General features: G+C 42.7%; 27 protein-coding genes, 1 tRNA gene and 1 pseudogene. 21 read left to right on the forward strand and 8 right to left on the reverse strand.

Annotated elements, in window-relative coordinates:
* Nucleotides 1-76: 76 nt before the first annotated feature.
* Nucleotides 77-781, reverse strand: coding sequence for a DUF421 domain-containing protein (locus FRZ59_RS12210; protein WP_132129237.1), 705 nt, complete (start codon nucleotides 779-781; stop codon nucleotides 77-79).
* Nucleotides 782-881: 100 nt separating this feature from the next.
* On the opposite strand from FRZ59_RS12210, the gene FRZ59_RS12215 reads away from it, so the two are divergent.
* The 4 genes from FRZ59_RS12215 to FRZ59_RS18620 all read left to right on the forward strand — a co-directional run bounded on the left by FRZ59_RS12215 (nucleotide 882) and on the right by FRZ59_RS18620 (nucleotide 2,798).
* A complete protein-coding gene (locus FRZ59_RS12215; RefSeq protein ID WP_158640621.1) occupies nucleotides 882-1,334 on the forward strand; it encodes a DUF892 family protein in 453 nt (150 codons plus the stop codon).
* A gap of 108 nt (nucleotides 1,335-1,442) precedes the next feature.
* A tRNA-Pro gene (locus FRZ59_RS12220) sits at nucleotides 1,443-1,517 on the forward strand.
* A gap of 520 nt (nucleotides 1,518-2,037) precedes the next feature.
* Complete coding sequence (locus FRZ59_RS12225; RefSeq protein ID WP_225975049.1) at nucleotides 2,038-2,631, forward strand: ATPase; 594 nt, start codon at nucleotides 2,038-2,040, stop codon at nucleotides 2,629-2,631.
* Nucleotides 2,622-2,798: a DUF8506 family protein gene (locus FRZ59_RS18620; protein WP_165922842.1), complete on the forward strand. Its 177-nt coding sequence runs from the start codon at nucleotides 2,622-2,624 to the stop codon at nucleotides 2,796-2,798. Before FRZ59_RS12225 ends, FRZ59_RS18620 begins: the two co-directional genes overlap by 10 nt.
* 465 nt (nucleotides 2,799-3,263) lie before the next feature.
* Here the strand turns inward: FRZ59_RS18620 and FRZ59_RS12230 are convergent, their stop codons facing one another.
* On the reverse strand, nucleotides 3,264-3,638 hold the full coding sequence (locus FRZ59_RS12230) for a winged helix-turn-helix transcriptional regulator (RefSeq protein WP_132129239.1): 375 nt from the start codon (nucleotides 3,636-3,638) through the stop codon (nucleotides 3,264-3,266).
* Nucleotides 3,639-3,788: 150 nt separating this feature from the next.
* On the opposite strand from FRZ59_RS12230, the gene FRZ59_RS12235 reads away from it, so the two are divergent.
* From FRZ59_RS12235 to FRZ59_RS12270, 7 genes and pseudogenes are all read left to right on the forward strand, one after another.
* Nucleotides 3,789-4,313: a dihydrofolate reductase family protein gene (locus FRZ59_RS12235; protein WP_158640622.1), complete on the forward strand. Its 525-nt coding sequence runs from the start codon at nucleotides 3,789-3,791 to the stop codon at nucleotides 4,311-4,313.
* Between the two features lie 220 nt (nucleotides 4,314-4,533).
* Nucleotides 4,534-5,349, forward strand: a complete 816-nt coding sequence (locus tag FRZ59_RS12240) for a DUF6597 domain-containing transcriptional factor (RefSeq protein ID WP_132129241.1) — start codon at nucleotides 4,534-4,536, stop codon at nucleotides 5,347-5,349.
* Nucleotides 5,350-5,445: 96 nt separating this feature from the next.
* Nucleotides 5,446-5,907, forward strand: coding sequence for a DUF6463 family protein (locus tag FRZ59_RS12245; protein ID WP_132129242.1), 462 nt, complete (start codon nucleotides 5,446-5,448; stop codon nucleotides 5,905-5,907).
* 4 nt (nucleotides 5,908-5,911) lie between these two features.
* Nucleotides 5,912-6,354, forward strand: a pseudogene (locus FRZ59_RS19130) (SRPBCC domain-containing protein).
* 105 nt (nucleotides 6,355-6,459) lie between these two features.
* Nucleotides 6,460-7,266, forward strand: coding sequence for a hypothetical protein (locus tag FRZ59_RS12260; RefSeq protein ID WP_225975050.1), 807 nt, complete (start codon nucleotides 6,460-6,462; stop codon nucleotides 7,264-7,266).
* A 116-nt stretch (nucleotides 7,267-7,382) separates the two neighbouring features.
* Nucleotides 7,383-8,030, forward strand: a complete 648-nt coding sequence (locus tag FRZ59_RS12265) for a DNA alkylation repair protein (RefSeq protein WP_132129245.1) — start codon at nucleotides 7,383-7,385, stop codon at nucleotides 8,028-8,030.
* An 80-nt stretch (nucleotides 8,031-8,110) separates the two neighbouring features.
* A complete protein-coding gene (locus FRZ59_RS12270) occupies nucleotides 8,111-8,332 on the forward strand; it encodes a hypothetical protein (RefSeq protein WP_132129246.1) in 222 nt (73 codons plus the stop codon).
* 498 nt (nucleotides 8,333-8,830) lie between these two features.
* On the opposite strand, the gene FRZ59_RS12275 is transcribed toward FRZ59_RS12270, so the two are convergent.
* Nucleotides 8,831-9,646, reverse strand: a complete 816-nt coding sequence (locus tag FRZ59_RS12275) for an IS3 family transposase (RefSeq protein WP_132130828.1) — start codon at nucleotides 9,644-9,646, stop codon at nucleotides 8,831-8,833.
* Nucleotides 9,647-9,660: 14 nt separating this feature from the next.
* Nucleotides 9,661-9,942: a transposase gene (locus tag FRZ59_RS12280; protein WP_132130829.1), complete on the reverse strand. Its 282-nt coding sequence runs from the start codon at nucleotides 9,940-9,942 to the stop codon at nucleotides 9,661-9,663.
* A gap of 149 nt (nucleotides 9,943-10,091) precedes the next feature.
* Here FRZ59_RS12280 and FRZ59_RS12285 point away from each other — a divergent pair, with 149 nt between their 5' ends.
* The 3 genes from FRZ59_RS12285 (at nucleotide 10,092) to FRZ59_RS12295 (ending at nucleotide 11,626) form a co-directional block, all read left to right on the forward strand.
* Entirely contained in the window at nucleotides 10,092-10,562 is a 471-nt protein-coding gene (locus tag FRZ59_RS12285) for a hypothetical protein (RefSeq protein WP_147698332.1), read from the forward strand.
* Nucleotides 10,563-10,737: 175 nt separating this feature from the next.
* Complete coding sequence (locus FRZ59_RS12290; protein ID WP_132130822.1) at nucleotides 10,738-11,127, forward strand: DUF2750 domain-containing protein; 390 nt, start codon at nucleotides 10,738-10,740, stop codon at nucleotides 11,125-11,127.
* A 19-nt stretch (nucleotides 11,128-11,146) separates the two neighbouring features.
* Complete coding sequence (locus FRZ59_RS12295) at nucleotides 11,147-11,626, forward strand: Imm26 family immunity protein (protein WP_132130821.1); 480 nt, start codon at nucleotides 11,147-11,149, stop codon at nucleotides 11,624-11,626.
* On the opposite strand, the gene FRZ59_RS12300 is transcribed toward FRZ59_RS12295, so the two are convergent.
* The 4 genes from FRZ59_RS12300 to FRZ59_RS12315 form a co-directional block, all read right to left on the reverse strand.
* Nucleotides 11,605-11,961, reverse strand: coding sequence for a DUF4259 domain-containing protein (locus FRZ59_RS12300; RefSeq protein WP_132130820.1), 357 nt, complete (start codon nucleotides 11,959-11,961; stop codon nucleotides 11,605-11,607). The two genes, FRZ59_RS12295 and FRZ59_RS12300, sit on opposite strands and share 22 nt — an antisense overlap.
* Before the next feature lie 186 nt (nucleotides 11,962-12,147).
* Nucleotides 12,148-12,909, reverse strand: a complete 762-nt coding sequence (gene istB / locus FRZ59_RS12305) for an IS21-like element helper ATPase IstB (protein WP_132130816.1) — start codon at nucleotides 12,907-12,909, stop codon at nucleotides 12,148-12,150.
* A gap of 21 nt (nucleotides 12,910-12,930) precedes the next feature.
* Nucleotides 12,931-14,490, reverse strand: a complete 1,560-nt coding sequence (gene istA, locus FRZ59_RS12310) for an IS21 family transposase (protein WP_158640556.1) — start codon at nucleotides 14,488-14,490, stop codon at nucleotides 12,931-12,933.
* Between the two features lie 265 nt (nucleotides 14,491-14,755).
* Entirely contained in the window at nucleotides 14,756-15,229 is a 474-nt protein-coding gene (locus FRZ59_RS12315; RefSeq protein ID WP_132128706.1) for a hypothetical protein, read from the reverse strand.
* 296 nt (nucleotides 15,230-15,525) lie between these two features.
* Between FRZ59_RS12315 and FRZ59_RS12320 the strand changes: the two genes are divergently transcribed.
* The 7 genes from FRZ59_RS12320 to FRZ59_RS12355 all read left to right on the forward strand — a co-directional run bounded on the left by FRZ59_RS12320 (nucleotide 15,526) and on the right by FRZ59_RS12355 (nucleotide 19,501).
* On the forward strand, nucleotides 15,526-15,855 hold the full coding sequence (locus tag FRZ59_RS12320) for an ArsR/SmtB family transcription factor (protein WP_132128707.1): 330 nt from the start codon (nucleotides 15,526-15,528) through the stop codon (nucleotides 15,853-15,855).
* Complete coding sequence (locus FRZ59_RS12325) at nucleotides 15,848-16,354, forward strand: SRPBCC family protein (RefSeq protein WP_132128709.1); 507 nt, start codon at nucleotides 15,848-15,850, stop codon at nucleotides 16,352-16,354. The genes FRZ59_RS12320 and FRZ59_RS12325 overlap by 8 nt, the downstream gene beginning before the upstream one ends.
* Before the next feature lies 1 nt (nucleotide 16,355).
* Entirely contained in the window at nucleotides 16,356-16,859 is a 504-nt protein-coding gene (locus FRZ59_RS12330; RefSeq protein WP_132128710.1) for an SRPBCC family protein, read from the forward strand.
* Between the two features lie 98 nt (nucleotides 16,860-16,957).
* Nucleotides 16,958-17,359, forward strand: a complete 402-nt coding sequence (locus tag FRZ59_RS12335) for a DUF1801 domain-containing protein (RefSeq protein WP_158640624.1) — start codon at nucleotides 16,958-16,960, stop codon at nucleotides 17,357-17,359.
* Nucleotides 17,360-17,423: 64 nt separating this feature from the next.
* Complete coding sequence (locus tag FRZ59_RS12340; RefSeq protein ID WP_132128713.1) at nucleotides 17,424-17,774, forward strand: cupin domain-containing protein; 351 nt, start codon at nucleotides 17,424-17,426, stop codon at nucleotides 17,772-17,774.
* A 369-nt stretch (nucleotides 17,775-18,143) separates the two neighbouring features.
* Nucleotides 18,144-18,674 (forward strand): YfiT family bacillithiol transferase, encoded by a 531-nt coding sequence (locus FRZ59_RS12350; RefSeq protein WP_132128717.1) that lies wholly within the window; start codon nucleotides 18,144-18,146, stop codon nucleotides 18,672-18,674.
* A gap of 182 nt (nucleotides 18,675-18,856) precedes the next feature.
* Nucleotides 18,857-19,501 carry a hypothetical protein gene (locus tag FRZ59_RS12355; protein ID WP_132128718.1) on the forward strand — a complete coding sequence of 215 codons (645 nt, stop codon included), beginning with the start codon at nucleotides 18,857-18,859 and terminating at the stop codon, nucleotides 19,499-19,501.
* Nucleotides 19,502-19,655: the final 154 nt, after the last annotated feature.

A 19,655-nucleotide genomic window follows, 5' to 3' on the forward strand; every position in this document is an offset into this window, starting at 1 on the left:
GGCAGATGTTGTTACAAGGTACGAAAAATACCCACCCGGACCAATTATACTGAGCAATTGTTACAAAACTGCACAATTAACCAATTCTTCTCCCGGAGAGCGCCTTCATACAAAACGAGCAATCACACCGTACACATTTATATTTCCCGCTCAGGGCGGCTTTTTCGGTATTCCCGCACCGGGCACAGGCATAAAATTGTCCGGCTTCTGTTTCCCTGCCCGCCTGGCGTTCCCAGGGAAGGGTAGGCATTCCCGGACGCACATCTTCATCCGGATAAAAAAAGACGCTCATTTCACCGGAGGTCTCCAAAATAGCGGATTTTACCTGCCCTATATGTTCCACGCTTCTGATCCTTAATTCCATGCAAACCTCTTCCGGGGAGAAATTCTCCCTTTCTATATATTTCATTACAAAATGACCGTTCTCAATAATACATAAAGGCTCGCCCTCCATCCATTTCTCTATTTTCTCGTTCCTCGAGATGAAATATACCGTCACAAAGTAAATCCCGATAATAGCGGCGAACGTGACGATAACCGGTACCAGCGGTACGTCTTCATAAAAGATCACATCGCCGCCCGCGGACCCTAGCGTCAAAATAAATACCAGCTCGAAAAGCGAAAGCTGTTTTACCCCCCTTTTCCCCGTAATGCGGAGGGAGATCATCACCACCAGAAAAATCACCAGAGCCCGGAACACCACTTCCAGCAAAAAGCCCCCCGGGTACTGATCCATTAATATGCGCTGCCAGTCAAAAGGTACGATTTCAGATTGTTCCATGAACGTAATTTTGTGTTTCCCTAATATAATAGATTTTCCCGGCACAATTTTTCCATTATTTTTGAGGAGCCGTTATGGCTCTCATTATATAAATTCAATCATGAAAGATTTAAACCTTCAGCAATTATTCCTGGAACAACTAAAGGACTTTTACGGAGCCGAGATCCAAATCGCCGCTTTCCTCCCTGAAATGGTAATCGCTTCAACGCCCGGAAAACTACGAACCGTCCTAAGCGGACACCTTCAGATGACCCAGAATCAGCTAAGTTTGCTGGAGAAAGTCTTCAAAAATTTAAACGAAAACCCTCGCGGGTCGGCGGGCCCCGCCGTAAAAGGTCTCCTGGAAGAAGGGAAAAAAGTGATAACCGGTGCTTCTGAGCCGAATCATGTTACCGACACCGCCCTTATTATTGCCGCCCGGAAAGTACATCACTACGAAATGGCTTCCTTCGGCAGCCTCGTAGCCCTGGCCGGTGAAATCGGCGACAAAGAAGTAGCCGACCTCCTCGGCAGCGCCGAATCGCATTCTGCCCTCTCAGCCGCAGGCCTTTAAACCAAGCTTTTTAATTTATTCTCACACCGGGTAGGAAACCTCAGCAATATTCCGTACTTTTGCCGCGTTCTTTTCCAGAAATAAGGTCTCAAAAAGGTCTCAAAATCTCGGGGTGTAGCGTAGCCCGGTCATCGCGCCTGCTTTGGGAGCAGGAGGTCGCAAGTTCGAATCTTGCCACCCCGACAAATGAAATAATGCCGGACGCGCCGCAGGCGCGCCCGGCATTATTTCATTTAGTTCCCCCCACCACAAGATCAGCGAAGCAAGAGGAGCCGGCCGCAGGCCGGCGGCTTGCGCAGCTAATCTTGGCCACCCTACCGCCGTTCACAATTTTTTGAATAAGCAAACTCGGACAGACGCGCAAAACGCAAAAATAGGACGCGCCGCAGGCGCGAACGGCTTTATTTTATTTAGTTCCCCCCACCACAAGATCAGCGAGCAAGAGGAGCCGGCCGCAGGCTGGCGGCTTGCGCAGCTAATCTTGGCCACCCCGACTTTTTAGACAACATCTGTTACCAAAAAGCCTTTAAATCGTTTATTTAGAGGCTTTTTCTCTTTTAAGATAAGCTAAAGTATTCAAGGAAAAGCAGGATAAATGGGACCTATTCGGTAACCTATTTCCAGTTTTCGGGACGTGGAAATTACTTGCCAGACAGCTTACAAAAAGTATCTTTGTTTGCTGAGATAAACGTTTTGTGATCTAATGCTGAAGTACGCGATGCCGAATCTTTATATAATAGCAGGTTGTAACGGGGCTGGTAAAACTACCGCAAGCTATACGTTATTGCCACAGATCTTAAATTGCCGGGAATTTGTAAATGCCGACAGTATTGCTGCAGGGCTTTCTCCCTTCGAACCAGATGGAGTCGCTTTTGAAGCTGGCAGGATTATGCTGCGGCGGATTCGGCAGCTAATGAACGAAAGAGAGGATTTTGCTTTCGAAACCACACTTTCAACCCGAAGCTATGTTTCTTTAGTAAGAGAGGCACAGGGAAAAGGCTATATAATTACTTTGGTCTATTTTTGGCTACGATCCTTTGAACAAGCAATGGAGCGCGTTAGGATCAGGGTAAGCAAAGGGGGACACCATATTCCGACGGACGTAATAAAACGTAGATACGACCGAGGGATTGACAATTTGTTTCACTTGTATATTCCTGCCTGCGATTACTGGTTGGTAGTTGATAATTCAGGCAAAGAGCCGGATATGGTGGCTGAAGGAGAAACAAATCTACCGGAAGTCATCTATAATACCGATATTTGGGATATCATCAAAGAACAAGGAAGATGGCCATAAAAAAGGAAAACCAGGAACTAGGCAGGAAAATAATGGCTGGAATAAAAAAGGCGGTGGAGGAATTGATCAAAACCAGCGCAGCCAATAATGAAAGCCTGATAGTTGCCGATGAGGATGGCAAAGTGAAGAAAGTTTCTGCGAGAGAATTGCTTCGCTCAAATACGTAATAGGGATGATTGATGTGCAACGATTTGTTTTTCAATAAAAATCGGCAATCACTTTTAAAATTCCCAGTAAGTGTTCTAACAGATTCCCATCACCCCGACAAATGAAATAAAGCCCCGGCGAAAGCCGGGGTTTTTTGCGTTTGTAGCGGATGTGCGAGCTTGCTCGGATAAACGCGCAAAACGCAAAAAACAGGACGCGCCGCAGGCGGTGCTGGATTATCTTAATAAAATGTGATGTAATCTACGGCTTTCCCCCAGCGAATACGACACACGATTGGTCCGGCTTGCCCCCTCATTCCGGGGACTTTCCAGAATGCATAAATAGGTGCCCGAAAACGATATAATTGGCCCCAAGATCGGTTGTATCCAAGAATATTTCGGATAACACAATTGTTGGACGTATCCCAGCAAAAACCATATAACGCCAGGCTGCTAAGTAGACCCTGAGCAGCCAGCGAGATAAGCCTAAGTTAGTCGAGCGGAAATTTCCTTGCCGCCTGCATAAAGTTTTCCCCAATGGCAAAGACCATCCAAAATCGGAACCAAATCCAGGCCTTTATTGGTCAATAAATATTCAATTCCAACGGGAACGGTTTCGGGGATCTCTTTTTTGACAAGTATGGCATGTGTTTCCAACTCCTTGAGCTGTCTGCTTAAAACTTGTTCGGAAATCTTCGGTAATTTCTTTTTCAGCAAATGAAACCGGTTACATCCCTGCGAAATGGAAAACACGATTTGGCATTTCCAGCGTCCGCTTACCATTGAAATCGCTGAGTTCAACTCACACACCTGAAACAGAAATTGCTCATTGATCGTATTGGTGGAATTTTCTTTCCGCATAATACTCCGGTTTTTTATGGACTAACAATTTTGTTCGTTATTGCGAAGCCCAATTGGCTTGCGGAACTTTATAATAAAGTTACGAAATGGAACTTCTAATAATAGAGAAAAATGCTCCGGTCACAAATGAATGAACAAAAAACACAAAAAATGATAAAAATCAGCATTTACATTGCAGTTTCCGTCAATGGGATGATCTCGAATCGGAGAAATGTTCCCGACTGGCTTTCCCCCGAATATGGCCAGGGTTTTATGGAAATATGTCAGAAAACGAAAGCAGTGATTATGGGCAGGACGACCTATGACATTATTGCCCCGGACTACCTGCCGCTCCAACAGGAGGGGACCACCGTGGTACTGACAACGGACGAACGGGCAAAGTCCGGCAATCCGACGGTAATCTTTACAAAAGACAAACCCGCTGAAATAGCGGAAATGCTTGCAAAAAAAGGCCATACCGAAGCCGTAATCATTGGGGGTACAGTGACCATGAGTGCATTCATCAATGGGGAGTTGGTGGATGATATTTATTTCATAATGGAACCCGTACTTTTCGGAAGCGGTTTACCGCTTTTAAAAAATGTGGAATTCGAATCCAAGCTCAGCCTGTTGGCAGTAACAAAGTTGAACAACAACACGGTTCAATTGCATTACAAAATCCAAAAGGAAGTTTAACAAAGAAGGCGGCTTATAAGAGTAAAACGGGAATATTGCTTACCAGCTCTTCACAAGGAAGAATGCTGCCGGCATTAATGTGGCCGAGACCTACGGTTCAATTTTGTATTAACTTACCCAGGGGCCTGATTTCGGAGTGGTATGCGCTTGTATACAGAAGATTATAGCGTATATTTGAGAATAACGGTCATGGTAGGTAAACACGAGTACGATAGAAAGCTTGAACGAAAAGATAGACATAAGACGATTCTATAGACCTATTCAGCCTGCGGTAAATCAGTCGGCTGATGGTGTTACCTACTCCGAAATTTGGCCAGACAGCAAGCTCCAAAATTTAATCTATTGCTATTGGCAGCTAAAAACCACCAAAAAGCTTTCTGAACAATTTAATTACCGGGTGGTAGCAGACGGATGTATTGACATCATTTTTGAACTGGGCAATCCACAGGAAAATGCTGTAATGGGATTTTGCAAAGAATTTAAGGAATTCCCACTTTACAATTCTTTTCATTATATCGGCGTCCGGTTTTTGCCATCAATGTTTCCGCAATTGTTTAAAATAAATGCAATAGAATTGAGTAACCGGGTGGAGGATTTACAGTTGGTCGTTCCTCACCTTTCGCGGTTTATATCTAATAGCTTCAGCGATAGGCTTAATACGCAAGAAATAAAAAAATTATTTGACAGCTTCTTTCTCAAACAAGCTTCACAATCAAAATTTGACAACGATAACAGGTTTTACGCAGCGATAGAAATTGTACTGTACAATTTTAGTGCGATTGATATTGAAAAAGACTTGAATACAGGAATCAGTCCAAGACAACTTCGCAGGCTTTTTGAATTTTATGTTGGTGGCACCGCCAAAACATTCGGCAATGTGGTTCGCTTTCAAAATATCCTTAAAACAAATCTCTCCTACGAAAGCCTGCAGAAAACTAAGGCCTTTTTAGATGCAGGTTATTACGACCAGTCCCACTTTATTAAGGAGTTTAAAAAATTATATGGAATAACACCGAGCAAGGCCTTTGACAGGTGATTTTGTCCGATTTTTACAATAATAATTGTGCCGTTAGCGGGATCGTTGCTTGAGTCAACAACCTTTCCATAAACTGCTTTTAAGATGAACTTGACAATGAAAACAATCTTTGACAAATCCACAACAGCGGACTTGATAATAAAATCTACCACCAGCGAAGCAGATGGCTTTAATCCTAAGAAGCACATGAAAAAGTGGATGGGCAGAGCTATAATTCTCACAGGTGTAGTCCATTTGATTTATGGCATCACAGTTTACGGCACGGCGTGGTCCGAAATGTTCCATAATGGCCTTTTCAATACTGTTGATGGAAACCCTGCACACGAAGCTGCTTTTTGGTTTATCTTTTTTGGATTTCTCATGGTTATTCAAGGAGGTCTAATTGACGGATTTGAAAACAAAAAGCAGCCGCTACCCTTGTTCCTGGGATGGAGCCTTTTGGCATTATCTGTTGCCGGAGCAGTGATGATGCCCGCTTCCGGCTGGTGGTTCTTGATAGTTGTCGCTGTCGGAACCATTTGCCGGCAAAGTAACGCAGAAAACCATCATATAATATAACGATATGCAGATCAATTTCAGGTCCATCTATCAAACAACGATTAAAGCACGGGTTGACAAAGTTTGGGACGCTTTAATTAATCCCGAAATCGTAAGACAATATTTCTTTGGTTCAAGCCAGGAAACGGATTGGAAAATAGGAAGTCAATCCTTTGGACTGGAGAATATGAAGGAACCACTTACGTGGATAAAGGAGTTGTTCAAGAATTTATTCCAAACCAAAAAGTTTCATATACCTATTTAAGTAGTTGGAGTGGATTGGAAGATAAACCAGAGAACTATCTGTTTGTTTCTTACGAATTAATGCCAGTAGAAAATGGAACTGAACTTACAATTACTCAATCTAATTATAGCGAAGAAAATGCAAAGCACTCCAACGACAATTGGGTTGTTGTAATTGATGGATTAAAAAAAAATTGTGGAGGAATAAAGAACAATGAAGCTTAGTGAGCTGCCCGGATATGGAAACTGCCAACATTCGGGTACCTGACCCGATATGAAAGGCGTGCTATATCACAAAAGAAATGAAACAAGAACTAAAAAGCAACCGAAGTGGGTAGAATGCACTTGTTCGAGTTTGAGGATCAAACATGGTTCCCGAAGTTGTTTCGTGATTTTACTACCGATTTTCTTCGCTATGCTGCACAGAATCAAAAGCAGGAATTGCACGAGAAAATCGCGTCAATATTAAACAGCGGATTGAAAAAATCAGGGACTGATTATCTTGTCGACATGGCTTCAGGTGGTGGCGGCATGTTGGTCAGCCTCAACACCTTGCTTCTCAAAAAACATCCCAGCCTTAAAATTCTACTCACTGATTTTTACCCGAACCTGGAAGCATTTAAAATGAGCAGGAGATCGGCCCTCAACCTCGACTTTATAGGCCGCCCAATTGATGCCAGGGAGGTACCTCCAAGCCTGAAAGGTTTGAGGACTCAGTTTCTTTCATTCCATCATTTCAAACCAAAGGATGCACAACGCATACTGCAAAATGCGGTTGACAGCCAATCCGGCATTTTTATTTTTGAAGACCAAGATCGGAGTTGGTCGGGCATTCTCTGCGAATTGTATGCCCCGGTAAAACTTTTGAAAAGTGTACCGTATATCAAGCCCTTTAAATTTTCTCGCCTTATTTTCACCTATCTCATACCGATAGTCCCAATCACTTTGCTTTGGGATGGACTTGTTTCTTGTCTCAGAACTTACTCGTTAAAGGAATTAAAATCCTTAATAAGCAAGGTGGATCCCGGTGAAACCTACGAATGGGAAATGGGGAGGTTCAAGTATGGCGCCAGGCCAGTTGTCTACCTGTTGGGCACTTTCCCGAAAGAGCGTTATCAAACAGTTGATGATCGGTAGTAGTGAAACTACATAATGTCAACGGAATCAAGAGTTTTTTTTAGCTTTATCACATATATAAGCGGGTTACAAGCAACCGAAGGCCAGAATTATTAATTTGTCTCAAAAAATAAAAGATGGATATGAAACTCTCTTCACAAGCTGAAAACATCTTGGCTCAAATCAATACTAAAACTAAGTTAGGGGACTTACGGAAAATTGCGAAGGATATCAAAAAGGACCACGAACTGGCGCTGGAACTATGGTCAACCGGGAAGTTTTTGCCCAGGCAATTGGCCATCTTGATTATGGACAACAAGCTTCTTTCACAAGATTTGATCAATAAGCTTAATAACGATATGCAGACTCATCCATTTAATGAGCGAAATCAGCTGATGGATTGGCTAATGGCCAATCAGCTTACGAAGGACAAAAAGACAACTACATTGATTCAATCTTGGAAAAATAGTTCTTCTTCCCTTCAAAGGCGCATTTATTGGTACTATCAGGCAAGATTAAGATGGACGGGGCAGACACCCCCGGAAAATACTCCCGACTTACTTTCGGCAATTGAGACCAATATCGCCATGGAAGAGCCTGAAGTTCAATGGGCCATGAATTTCACTGCGGGCTGGATTGGAGTTTACGAAAAAAAGTATCGAAACCGGTGTGTCGCTCTTGGCGAGAAAACAGGTCTTTATAAAGGTGAAATGGTATCAAAAGGCTGTACTCCCAATTATCTGCCAGAGTTCATTGCGATAGAAAGCAACAAACGAAATATATAATTGTGACAACAGTGCAACTTACTGGAACGCCAGCTTTTAATACGGTTTCGCGTCAGGCGGGCTGAATTTTAAAATAATATATGGAAGTAGTTTTAATTGTTTTAACTGCCATAGTCGTTTTCTTATTAGGGAATTTTTTAGTATACAAGCTGACAGTGGTCTCCGCATTGCGGAAATTCATTAAACCTTATATACAAGAGAAGGGCTGGCATTTTGTGAAGTATCGCTTTGCCGGGTTTTTGAGTTGCGGAGATTTTGAAGAAAAGGGATTTGTCATTATGCCTGTTCCAGGAATGGGGTAATATAGTATATAGCACATATATATACGTATATGCAAAAAAAGGTGAAACAACTCAATTTCGTTTTACAGCAAAAATAACTTCGCTGTTTTTACGGGTAAGAAAAGTACAATGCAAAAGTCCTGAAATAGAGCGTATCTTGTGTGATTATGGCCTCCAAGAGTCCTCTTTAGTAACATTGGAGGCACTTCGGAATCATAGGGATCGTGCTTTTGCAAAGAGGAAGAAGAAGGGTAGAATATTACGACTCTTCTTAAGATATTTTAGCTGAACTATCGTTCAAATCGTTTAAGTAGATTTTGCAAAATGGATTGTTATGAAATGAGATACTCCCCATTTTCAGGACCAATTTCTCTAAATCTTAATTGAATTTATAGTCATTTGTTGTTGTAGCGGTGTGGGGTTGTGGTAAACTCGGAGAGTTTTCCACAAATCCACGCCTTTTTTCTCTTTTGGTTCTTTTCTCTTTTTTGCCCATGATCTCCCATTTGTGGATAACTCTCATGCTGCTTTGCCCGTCAGGTACAAACTGGCTGGTTTTCTTCGTCCGATCCCTTGATGGGATTTATAAAAGTTATAACGGTGGAAAAAGGCACGAAGTCCTTGTTCCAGTTCCCATCCGTCCAGCGCCGGGTTCAGGTACACGTATTCGTACTTTACCGTACGCCACAGCCGCTCAATGAACACGTTGTCAATCGCTCTTCCTTTGCCGTCCATGCTGATCTTGATGCCCAGCTGCGGAAGAAGCGATATCCATTCCCGGCAGGTAAACTGGCTGCCTTGATCGGAATTAACGATCTCCGGTTTTCCGTGCCGCTTCACCGCTTCTTTTACCAGTGAACAGACCCACTCGGAGGTCATGCTGTTGGAAAGGCTCCAGGCCACCACAAAGCGGCTATGCAGGTCAATAATGGCGGCCAGGTACATGAACCCCTTTTTCATTGGGATGTACGTTATATCCACAGCCCACACCTGATTAGGGCGTTCGATCTTCAGGTTCCGAAGCAGGTAGGGCCGGATGTATTCGGCCTTGCCCAATTTGGTCAGTATACGCCGGGGATATTGCGCCCGGATGCCCATCTTGCGCATTAACCGCCGGATCCGCTTGTGATTCACCTGGAGGCCCTCATCCCGAAAGTAATCCTGCAATTGCAGCACGCCTTCGGTCGGGTATTGCAAATGACGCTCATCCATCCTCCGCATCAGCGCAAGGTTTTTTTCTCCTTCTCCGACCGGGGTGTAATAAATTCCGCTGCGGTGAAGTTCCAGCAACTCACACTGCCGGCGCACGCTCAATCGATGGGAAGGTGTGATCATCGCTCTACGATCGGTTAATGGAGCTTTTTCAAGCTTTTTTTTAAAAAGTCATTTTCCAGCTCCAGTTGGCCGATCTTAGCATACAGCCGGTCGGGATCCACCTGTTCTTCTTGATCCGCCTCTTTGTCAAACACGTGAGCGGACTTTTCCAGAAACTCCTGTTTCCACTTGCTGATCATTACCGCGTGAACTTCGAACCGCTGAGCCAATTCTGCCAGCGTTTCCTTTTCCTTCAGCGCTTCCAGCGCCACTTTGGCCTTGAAGGCCGAACTGAATTTTCTACGTTTTCCTTTCATTGTTACCACGAAGTTAGTTACTTATTTTTTTAACTTAACCAGTGGTCCTGATTTTGGGGAGTATTACAAAATTAGCGAAAATAAAATCGTTTTTCCTGTATGCTGTTCTATTGTATTCTTGCAGCAGCGAAAACAAGATAGTTAATGAAGTGAATGTAGTCTATCGCCAAAGAGAAGAATTACTTGATTGTTTTGAAGGGTTAAGTGTTTTCAGACGTGGCGAGATTATTCAATTAAATATCTATAACTCCAGATTATCGAATGAATATTTTTTCTTGGAAGAAAAAAATAATGGAAAAAGAAGCATCGCATTTCTTAGAGATAGTTTGCAATTTGACATTTCTACCTTAAGAAAATTCTCTGGCATCAGTAAAGAGTATTCAGATCAAGAGGAGTTTAGAACACGAATACTGCCGCATCTATTGGATAAAATGCAGGAACTCAATATTGTTTCCTTTACTTCTGAATTTTCTTCACATGGCGTGACCCTTAAAATCTATTTACAGGAGTACGAATTATTAGTTATTTCAAACATCAATGCAATTAAAAATGACCAATGGCGAGATTACATACAGGATTCAAGTCAAATCGACGATCATTGGTTTTGGAGAAAAATATAGAAAGGCAGGCTGAATGGTATATTTGTTTTTTTTGCAAATATTGTTAGATACTTAACGTCTGTAGATTTTACGACAGAAACGGCTACATAGTACAATCGGCAGTCGTAACGAGGATGAATGCTGCCGGTACTAACGTGACTGGGCCCTACAAGAACAAAGAAAGACCATTAGAATAATGGTAAAAATTACAGAAAAGGAAATAGAAGCGGTGTCAGCATTAGCTCCTTACGAGCGCTATAAATATTTCATTAAGCGTGTCGCTGATACGGAATTGATGTATTCTCTTAAAAGTCCAGATGGAAATTGGGCCATATCGGAAGTCGAGGCCTCTAAGTTATTCCCTTTGTGGTCAGCGAAGGAGTTTGCTGAACAGTCTAAGACCGTCTGGTTGGTTGGACTTTACATTGAGGAGATCACTTTGGAAACTTTTGAGGATGAACTTTTGGAGTTTGTTCATTCACAGGGTTATCTTTTGAATGTTTTTGCAGTTGGGCAAAACACAGGCTTTGTGGTTGATATAGTTGAATTTGCAAAAGACTCGAGCGAAGAAATGAAAAATTACTGAGATAGCACTTAAAGAAGATATGATAAAGAAGCAAAAACCGGTACCGGGAGATATTGTAAAAGTGAAGATTGATGAGTCAATGCATACTTACGCAAGAATATTAAATTACACCGATTTTGCATTTTATGATGCACTGACTAGCGAGGACATAAAAGCCGTTGAGGAGATTGTGTCAAAGCCAATCCTGTTTAAGGCAATAGTTAATGATAGAGGAGTCGAAGATGGCCTTTGGCCTATCATTGGAAATGTTCCTTTGGAAGATTCCTTAATGAATTCCACATACTACCTTCCGGATATTGTAGATCCAAGTCATTTCCGGATACGAGAAAACGTTAAAATTCGAGAAGCTTCAAGAGAAGAATGTGTTGGATTGGAGGTGGGTGTTATTTGGGATCCTATCCATATAGAACAACGGTTAAAAGACCATTACGAAGGAAATGAAAATATTGGCTTAAAAACGCTCGACATACTTGAAAATTACAAACTTGGTCGGGATTGAAGTAGCTGCTTTTTTAGTTGCTCCAATATTATCTTTCTCCCGGTATAATGGTCCGGATCGGAAAGCCATCTTTCCAGGTCACTTTCAGAAGAGATAATATCTAAAGCTCGTTCCTTTACAACATCTAAAAGGGTGCAGCTTTCCATTTGTATAGCTGCTAAGGATAACCAAATTACATGTGATTCATCTGGATCTTGCATTTCATCCTCAAACTTTTCCACAATTAATGAGGTGGCTTCCTGGGCCGAAAGGCCTATTTTAGTGCTATTATTATATTCATCACGAATATCCATCGCGAGATCGTCGTCAAAAATATTTATTCCCCAAACGCCCATAACTTATGCAAACTTTATTAACTCTCAAATATGTACAATACCTTTGGAAAATAAGATTATCTGAATATAGTAGATCTGTTTAATCCGTTAACGCTGTAACCGGAAACTCAAAGTGCACAGTTTTTGGCAATTAGGAATGCACAGTTTTTGGAAACAAGGGTGCACAATTACCGGGTCAAATATAGGTTAAGCAGTGGAGTGTTCAAAGATAGATTTTCGATGCTTTAAACGATAGCTTTTTCCGGTGAGTGTGATGGCTTCGCACCGGTAGAGCAGGCGGTCCAATAGAGCGGTTGCCAGGACCTCGTCGCCCAGCAGGCCTGCCCATTCAGCCGGCATCTTATTGGTAGTGATAATGAAGGAAGTGCTTTCATACAAATGGTTAATGAAGTTGAACAAGGCGACGGCCTGAGCTTTTTCTACCGGGAAGAGCATCATATCGTCGATGACGATGAGTTGTGCCTTGGTCAGGCGTTTATAGTCGGCCATGGCAGATCGGGTCATGTCTTTCATTTTCAGCATATTCATAATATCCTCCATTGTTCGGAAGAAGGCATTGTACCCTCCCTGGATGGCGTCTCTGCAGAGACCGGCCGCCAAATGTGTTTTACCCACGCCGCTGGGACCGAGCAGGATGATATTATAGATTTGATCTAACCAGTTAAGCTCCCTGAGCTGATTTAAGCGATTTTTAGGAAGGCCGTTCTCCACGGTGGCATCGTAGGCTTCCAGGGAAGAGGAGGCAGGCAGGCGGGCGGTTTTTAACCGCCTTTCCATTTCCCGCTGCTGGCGATGGGAAGCTTCTGTCTCAAGAAGATTCCAGGTGAATTCGGTCAGGCCCATTTCCTGGGATTCCCCCTGGGCGATGAGCGTGTCCAGGGAGTGGGCGATCCCGCTCATCTTAAACTGCTTGCACAGGTGTTTGATCTGTTCTTTTTTTTCTGTCATGATCTAATAGTGAAGTGGTTATTATTTACCGTTTAACAATTGCTCGTAATCATCGATATTACTTTTATCGGGGGCTGTCAGGGCCGCCAGCGGAAGCTTCCCTCCTAAGGGGTTTAGATAGCGGATGTTGCTTTGGCCGTCTTTCTGCTCCTTTTGTTTGCCATAGTGTGCTACCAGAGCCCGAAAATCGGTGGCGCTGACGATCTGCCGGGCAAGGGCATATTCCAGGGCTTGTTTCACGATCTCCTTATCGGCTCCCTGGATGATCTCCCTGAGCAGTAGCAGCTGATCGCGCACGTAACGGGGCTTGTCTTTCCGGATCCGCTGCAGCAGCTGCCGCCCCAGATCCGGCTCTTCCAGCAAAGCGGCTACCTCTTCGATAAGTGCCGAGATGGGCCCTGACTTATCCCGTTTGTGATCGTTATTGATGATCTTCTGTCCCTTCCCCGCAGAGATGGTATGCTTGCAAATCAATTTGCCTTCTTCCCCCCAGATTACCAGCTGAGTGCCCTCCACCTGAAGGGTGACCTGACTTCCCCTGCCCTGGTAGGTGCCCAGGGGAAGAGAGTAGTAATTACTTTTGAAGCAGATGGTGTTGTCTTTTCGCACGGTATAAGCTGCCTTCACCGGGGTAACGGCAATGGGTGTGTAAGGAACCAGGAATGGCTGCTCAGTGACCCATTCGCTGTAAGGGACCTTGCCGGTTCCCTCGTGGGTGAGGGCATTGGCGGTGCGCCCCAACCAGCCTAATGCTTCTTCCTGCAGGGTGTCCGGGTCGTAATAGGTACGGTTATACAGGAAGTTCTGCTTGACATACCGGATCACGTTCTCCACCTTTCCCTTGCTCTGGGGATCTGCCTTGCGGCAGAAGTGGAGGCGGAAGGCGCGCAGACGGACATACTGCCGGAAGGCATCGGTCAGGATCAGGTCACCATGGTTTTCACTGATAAGAAACAGCCGGTCCTGGTCATAAACGGCTTCCCCGGCGACTCCGCCAAAGAAAGCAAACCCTGCTTCATGAGCGGTGATGGCCTCCTCAGTAGTAAACGGATGATCCAGGAACCAAACATACTTGTAGCGGGACCGGGAAAGTACCATCGTCAAAAAAAAGACCTTGGCAGTACCGCCATCACTTCTGCGCATATTGTATTGCCCGAAATCAACCTGGACCTGCAGCCCATAGGGAAGCTCAGGGACGGGGCCACAGTCTCTCAACATTTTGGTGCGGGGGATGTTGTATTTTTCCCGCATGGAGGCGACGAAATTAAAAACAGTTCGGCTACTAACCGGGGGGAGATCAGCATGATGCTCCTTCAGCCAATCAAACAACTGAGCGGCTGATGTGTCCGGGTAAAGGGTTAAGCGTTCTTTGATAAACCCTTCATAAGGCAGCAGTGTTTTGGGGCGCCGGGTTCCACTGATCAGGTGCTGCTCATAGTCCTGCTCGCTCATGAGCAGGTACTTTTTGACGGTTCGTCGGTTAATGCCCAGCGTTCGGCTGATGTAGGACACGGAACAATCTTCGCGGTCCATGCGGTGAATCTCGTAATACATCATAAATTTGTTCAAGAATACATTCATCTTCGACGTGTTTTGGTGAACCGCCGAAGCTCGGGAAATCCGGGAATGGGGCCGCGGCCCCATTCCCGGAAAACCTGTGCATTCTTGTTGCCAAATTCTGGGTATTCCTATTTTCTATTTTTTGTGCATTCTTATTTTCCGTTTACATAACGCACTCTTGAAGCACTTTTCATATTTGAAAAACAAATGTTGGAAATGTTTGGAACACAGAAATAAATTACTAGTCGTCTTGTCTCAAAAGCGCTCTTCAGTGAGCGATTAGCAGCTACTTAGCGGTAGGAGGAAACATTTTCATGTTTTTCATTTTTGGCGAAGGAGGATAAGGCACTTTGAATTCAAGTGTTATAAGGTCCTCTAGGCTTAAATCGTACCGTCTTAGAATTTTATAATCTTCCCTAATAGTTTGCCAGGGAAATTTTGTTAACGTGTCGGCGTGAAAGATGAAGAGGGATACGGTGTCGTGAGGGACACTTACCTCAAACGTGCTTTTCCATGAAGCTTCACTGCCTGGAATTACTACTTCCCGATTGTTCGCAATTATCTCAGCGCTAAGTCTTTCTTCAAAATCCGATATTGAAGTGTCGGGATAGAGCGCAGAATAATTTTCGTCATTATTAACGTATACTCTTACCGATTGGCCAGACTGGTTCACTACATATAACGGATCGTCTTCTCGATCCATTGCAACTTCACACTGAGATAGGCAAAGTACAATAGAAAAAGCTTTAAGAATATTCATAGCATTGATTTTACGTGTATGCGTTTATTTTTATCTTTTACTTCTGGGAAAATACGTTTCATACGTTCCTTCTCGCCATGTTTCATTCCAATCTACGTTGTAATGTTTGCCAAAATATCACCAGCATGTTCATTTCTTACCACCGAAAATCATGGGTTGAAACACCGTATGGTTCTCAGGCTTTGCCGTCATCAACGACCAAAATAACCCAACTTCACCCCATACAAGCAAAAAATCCAAAAAAAATTTGCGAAATCAAATGATTGCATATATATTTGCAACCATATGTTTGCGCAATGGAAGCGAGACGAGACATTTTTCAAGCCGTATCCGACCCGACAAGACGGGCAATTATCACCTTAATTGCATTACAGGCAATGACACCCAATGCCATTGCTGAACATTTCGACACAACCCGACAGGCCGTATCCAAACATCTGCGCATTTTGACAGAATGCGAATTGGTAACGCAAAAACAACAAGGCAGGGAGATTTATTACCAGCTCGAAATTGACAAAATGAAAGAAATCGATAAGTGGCTGGAGCAGTTCCGCAAGATCTGGGAAACAAGGTTTAATCAATTAGACAACTTACTGGCAACGATTAAAAACAAAAAAAATGAATAGTAGTTTCTTGTTTGATTTTTCCATAGATAGGGAAAATAAAACCATTCACATCAAACGTGAATTCGATGCCAACCTCGAATTGGTTTGGCAGGGCTGGACAACCGCTGAGCTGCTCGACCAATGGTGCGCTCCAAACCCGTACAGAACAGAAACACAAACGTTGGATTTACGTGAAGGCGGCTTCTGGCATTACGCAATCGTAAGCCCTGAAGGGAAAAAACATTGGAGCCGGTATGATTACAAAAAAATTGAAACTGAAAAAAGCATTAGGGAATCGCGGGCATTCAGCGATGAAAACGGACGGGTTAGCCCGGATTTTTTGCGTACCGAATGCATCATAGATTTCAGCGAAACGAGCGGCAAAACACTCGTAACAATTACTGAAAAATACGGAAGCACCGAAATGTTTGACAAAATGGCGACGTCCAGCCACAAAAAAGGTTTTTCCTCACATCTTCAAAATTTGGACAAATTACTACTTACACTAAAAAATAAATAAGATGAAACCGACATTAGTATTTGACTTCATTGTCAACAAAGAAAACAAAACCATTCACATAACCCGCGAATTTGCAGCAAGCCTTGAACTGGTTTGGCAAGCATGGACAACACCTGAGCTGCTCGACAAGTGGTGGGGACCGCAACCCTGGAGAGCCGAAACCAAGACAATGGATTTTCGCGAAGGCGGCTTTTGGCACTATGCAATGGTAAGCCCTGAAGGCGAAAAACATTGGAGCAAGGCCACCTTTCTTGCTATTAAGAAAGAAAAATCATTTGCCTCAAAAGGCGGAATCTGCGATGAAAACGGCACGTTAGATCCGGCGTTTCCTCAAAATTTATGGGAAAACAATTTTAGCCCTAAAGATAATAAAGTACAGGTAGACATGCTGCTGACATATGATACGCTTGACGACCTCGAAAAAGAGATAGAGATGGGCTTTAAAGAAGGTATGACCATAGATTTCCAGCAACTGGACGAATTGTTACTGACACTAAATAAGTAAAAAGCTCGTCTTTTGGCCAGCTGAAATGCTGGCATTCAATTGAAGAAGGGGATTGTTACGCTTTGCGCTTCCCGATCATTGTACAACTAATGACACGAATGGCAAAAGAACAGCTGAAATTCCGGTCGCTGGTAGAATTGTTCGAGTTTCTTCCAAGAGACGAAGCCATGCTGACGGACATTTTACGACAGATAACAATAGAAACCTTAAACGGATACGGAAAGGAGAAGCTGTCCTACAATGTCCCGTTTTTCTACGGCAATAAATCTATTTGCCTGATATTTCCCGCCTCCGTACCCCGCAGTGGTGTAAAAAGTGGTGTGTTGTTCGGCTTTTGGTATGGCAATCGCCTGAAAGACGAAAATGGTTATCTGGCACATGGAACAAACAAACAGATTTTCTACATGGTATATCAATCGGCTAGTGAAATTGATATTCCCGCTTTAACCGGGCTAATAGGAGAGGCGGTTGAGCTGGATAAAAGTTTTTATGCCCATTAAAAATCAGCTTCGGGAGTGAGCGGTCAATGCAAAGGAGCAATAGCAAAATATTTATAAAGAGGTAATGGGAGAAGTAATCGATAAAAATACAGCGGAACATTATTTGTGGGGTGACAATTGTGACAGTTGGGTGCTAGCTGATACCGTTGGGTTATCCGTTAAACAAGAGCGTATGCCAAGTGGTACAAGAGAGAAATTACATTTTCATGCAAACGCCCAGCAATTTTTCTTTGTCCTCAAAGGGACAGCGACTTTTTATTTAGAGGGCCGCAGGGTAATTATAGCCGAACAAAAGGGAGTATTAGTTCAACCGGAAACAAAACATTATATAGCAAATGAGACTGCTGGATACCTCGACTTTCTTCTGATTTCGCAGCCCGCCCCCAGTAACGACAGAATAATAGTTGAAGGATGACATGATACTGATCACTCAATTGATATACATAATTGAAGGACAAGAGAAAACTTTCGACCAGTTTGAAAGCGTCGCAATTCCAATAATTTTAAAATATAATGGACGGCTTTTATTCCGGTTAAGACCGGCAGAAAACTATTTTATTGAAATCCACATTGACAAACCTTATGAAATTCATCTTGTAGAATTTCAGAATCAACAAGACTTTGAGGGCTTTTTAAAAGACGGAGAGCGAAAGAAGTTTCTACACTTGAAAGAACAATCAATAAGGACATCCATATTAATTCAGGGGATAAAGCTGTAACGTACCATTGGCTTTTTTCGTATTTTAGCTATTGACTAAAAAGCTAGTTAAGTAAGCGATAAAAAATGGAAAAAGACATCGAAAAGCTAAAATATCCTATCGGGAAATTTCAAAAACCTCAAAACGTCGATAAAATTCAGATCGAAGAATGGATTAAAACCATTGAGGAGTTTCCGGATAAGGTTAATAACGAAGTCAAAAATCTAACAGAAAAAGAGCTTGAAAAGCGATATCGTCCAAATGGCTGGACAATTTACCAGGTCATAAATCATTGCGCTGATAGCCATATGAACAGTTTGATAAGGTTTAAACTTACGCTGACTGAAGAAACCCCAACTATAAAACCTTATTTTGAGAACTTATGGGCGGAATTATCTGACTCAAAAAATTACCCGGTAGAGAGTTCATTAAAAATTTTAGCAGGTTTACACGAGCGCTGGGTACATCTAATGGAGAACTTAACCGAAATTGAATTAGAAAAAGAGTTCATACACCCTGAAAACAAAGAAAAGGTTTCACTAAAAACGAATATAGGAATTTACGCCTGGCATTGTAAACATCATTTAGCTCACATAATTAGCGCTAAACAAAATTAGATATTCGCAATGGGGCCTAAGGAATGCATTAATTGAACATCGATTGAAGCTATTTTTAGCGAGTATGAACTTGGATAGTAAAATCAACTTGTTATCCTGTGATATTCCGTTAGTGGAAGCAAAGATAATATTGCAATGAAAAAGCTTATATTCCTGATCTTTGTATTCACTAATCAAATTGCGTGTCTGTCAATAACGAGGAAAGAAAGTGGCAAAGCAAAACTGAGGATCAACAAATAGAAGGTAAAACGAATGGCCAAATGGGATGGTCCGAAGACTATTTGAGCCTCGGTGCTTCTATTGGCGTAATTTCCTTATCAGAACATTATAGTGAAAATAATACGATTTGTATATTAAACAAAGATGGAAGCTTATGGTATGAATTCACTTATTTTTATGATGATAGTGACGGAAAGTTTGAATATCATAATGATAAATTTAGACCGATAGCGTTTCATCCGGATCAGTTTTTATTAGCCATTAGAGTAGTTAAGGAGGAACGCAATCGTTTTGAAGTGATTGTCAATGAAGAGAACACTCTGCATAAGTATATCGAAAATCAGCCCTTTTTAATGTTTCAAACTTGGGAAGAGCATATTTTGAGCGTGCCTTTTGTTAAATTTGATTTTGCCATCAATCCGCTTAGAGAAAACCCAGGTGAAAAGTCAGTAGTTATTCCTTATTATGCAGATGTGGCATATTATCCCGCAAAAATCAAAGGCGACTGGCTTCAAGTAAGATGGATGGAGGAAGGTTATTGGAATTACGGGTGGATTAAATGGCGTAAAGCCGAAAGACTCTTGATAAAACTGTTGTATATTGCATGAGACAAGCGGGACGCCGAAACGCTTATGTAGTCAAATTTTAGCTTTATCGACGAAGAATGCAAATACAGTTTTATAATACTATTGAGGACTATAAGGAATATTTTATGGAGAATTAGTCGAGCTTTTAGAAGATGGGAGTGGATATTTTTATTTG

It is taken from the genome of Anseongella ginsenosidimutans (assembly GCF_008033235.1).
Lineage (GTDB): Bacteria > Bacteroidota > Bacteroidia > Sphingobacteriales > Sphingobacteriaceae > Anseongella > Anseongella ginsenosidimutans.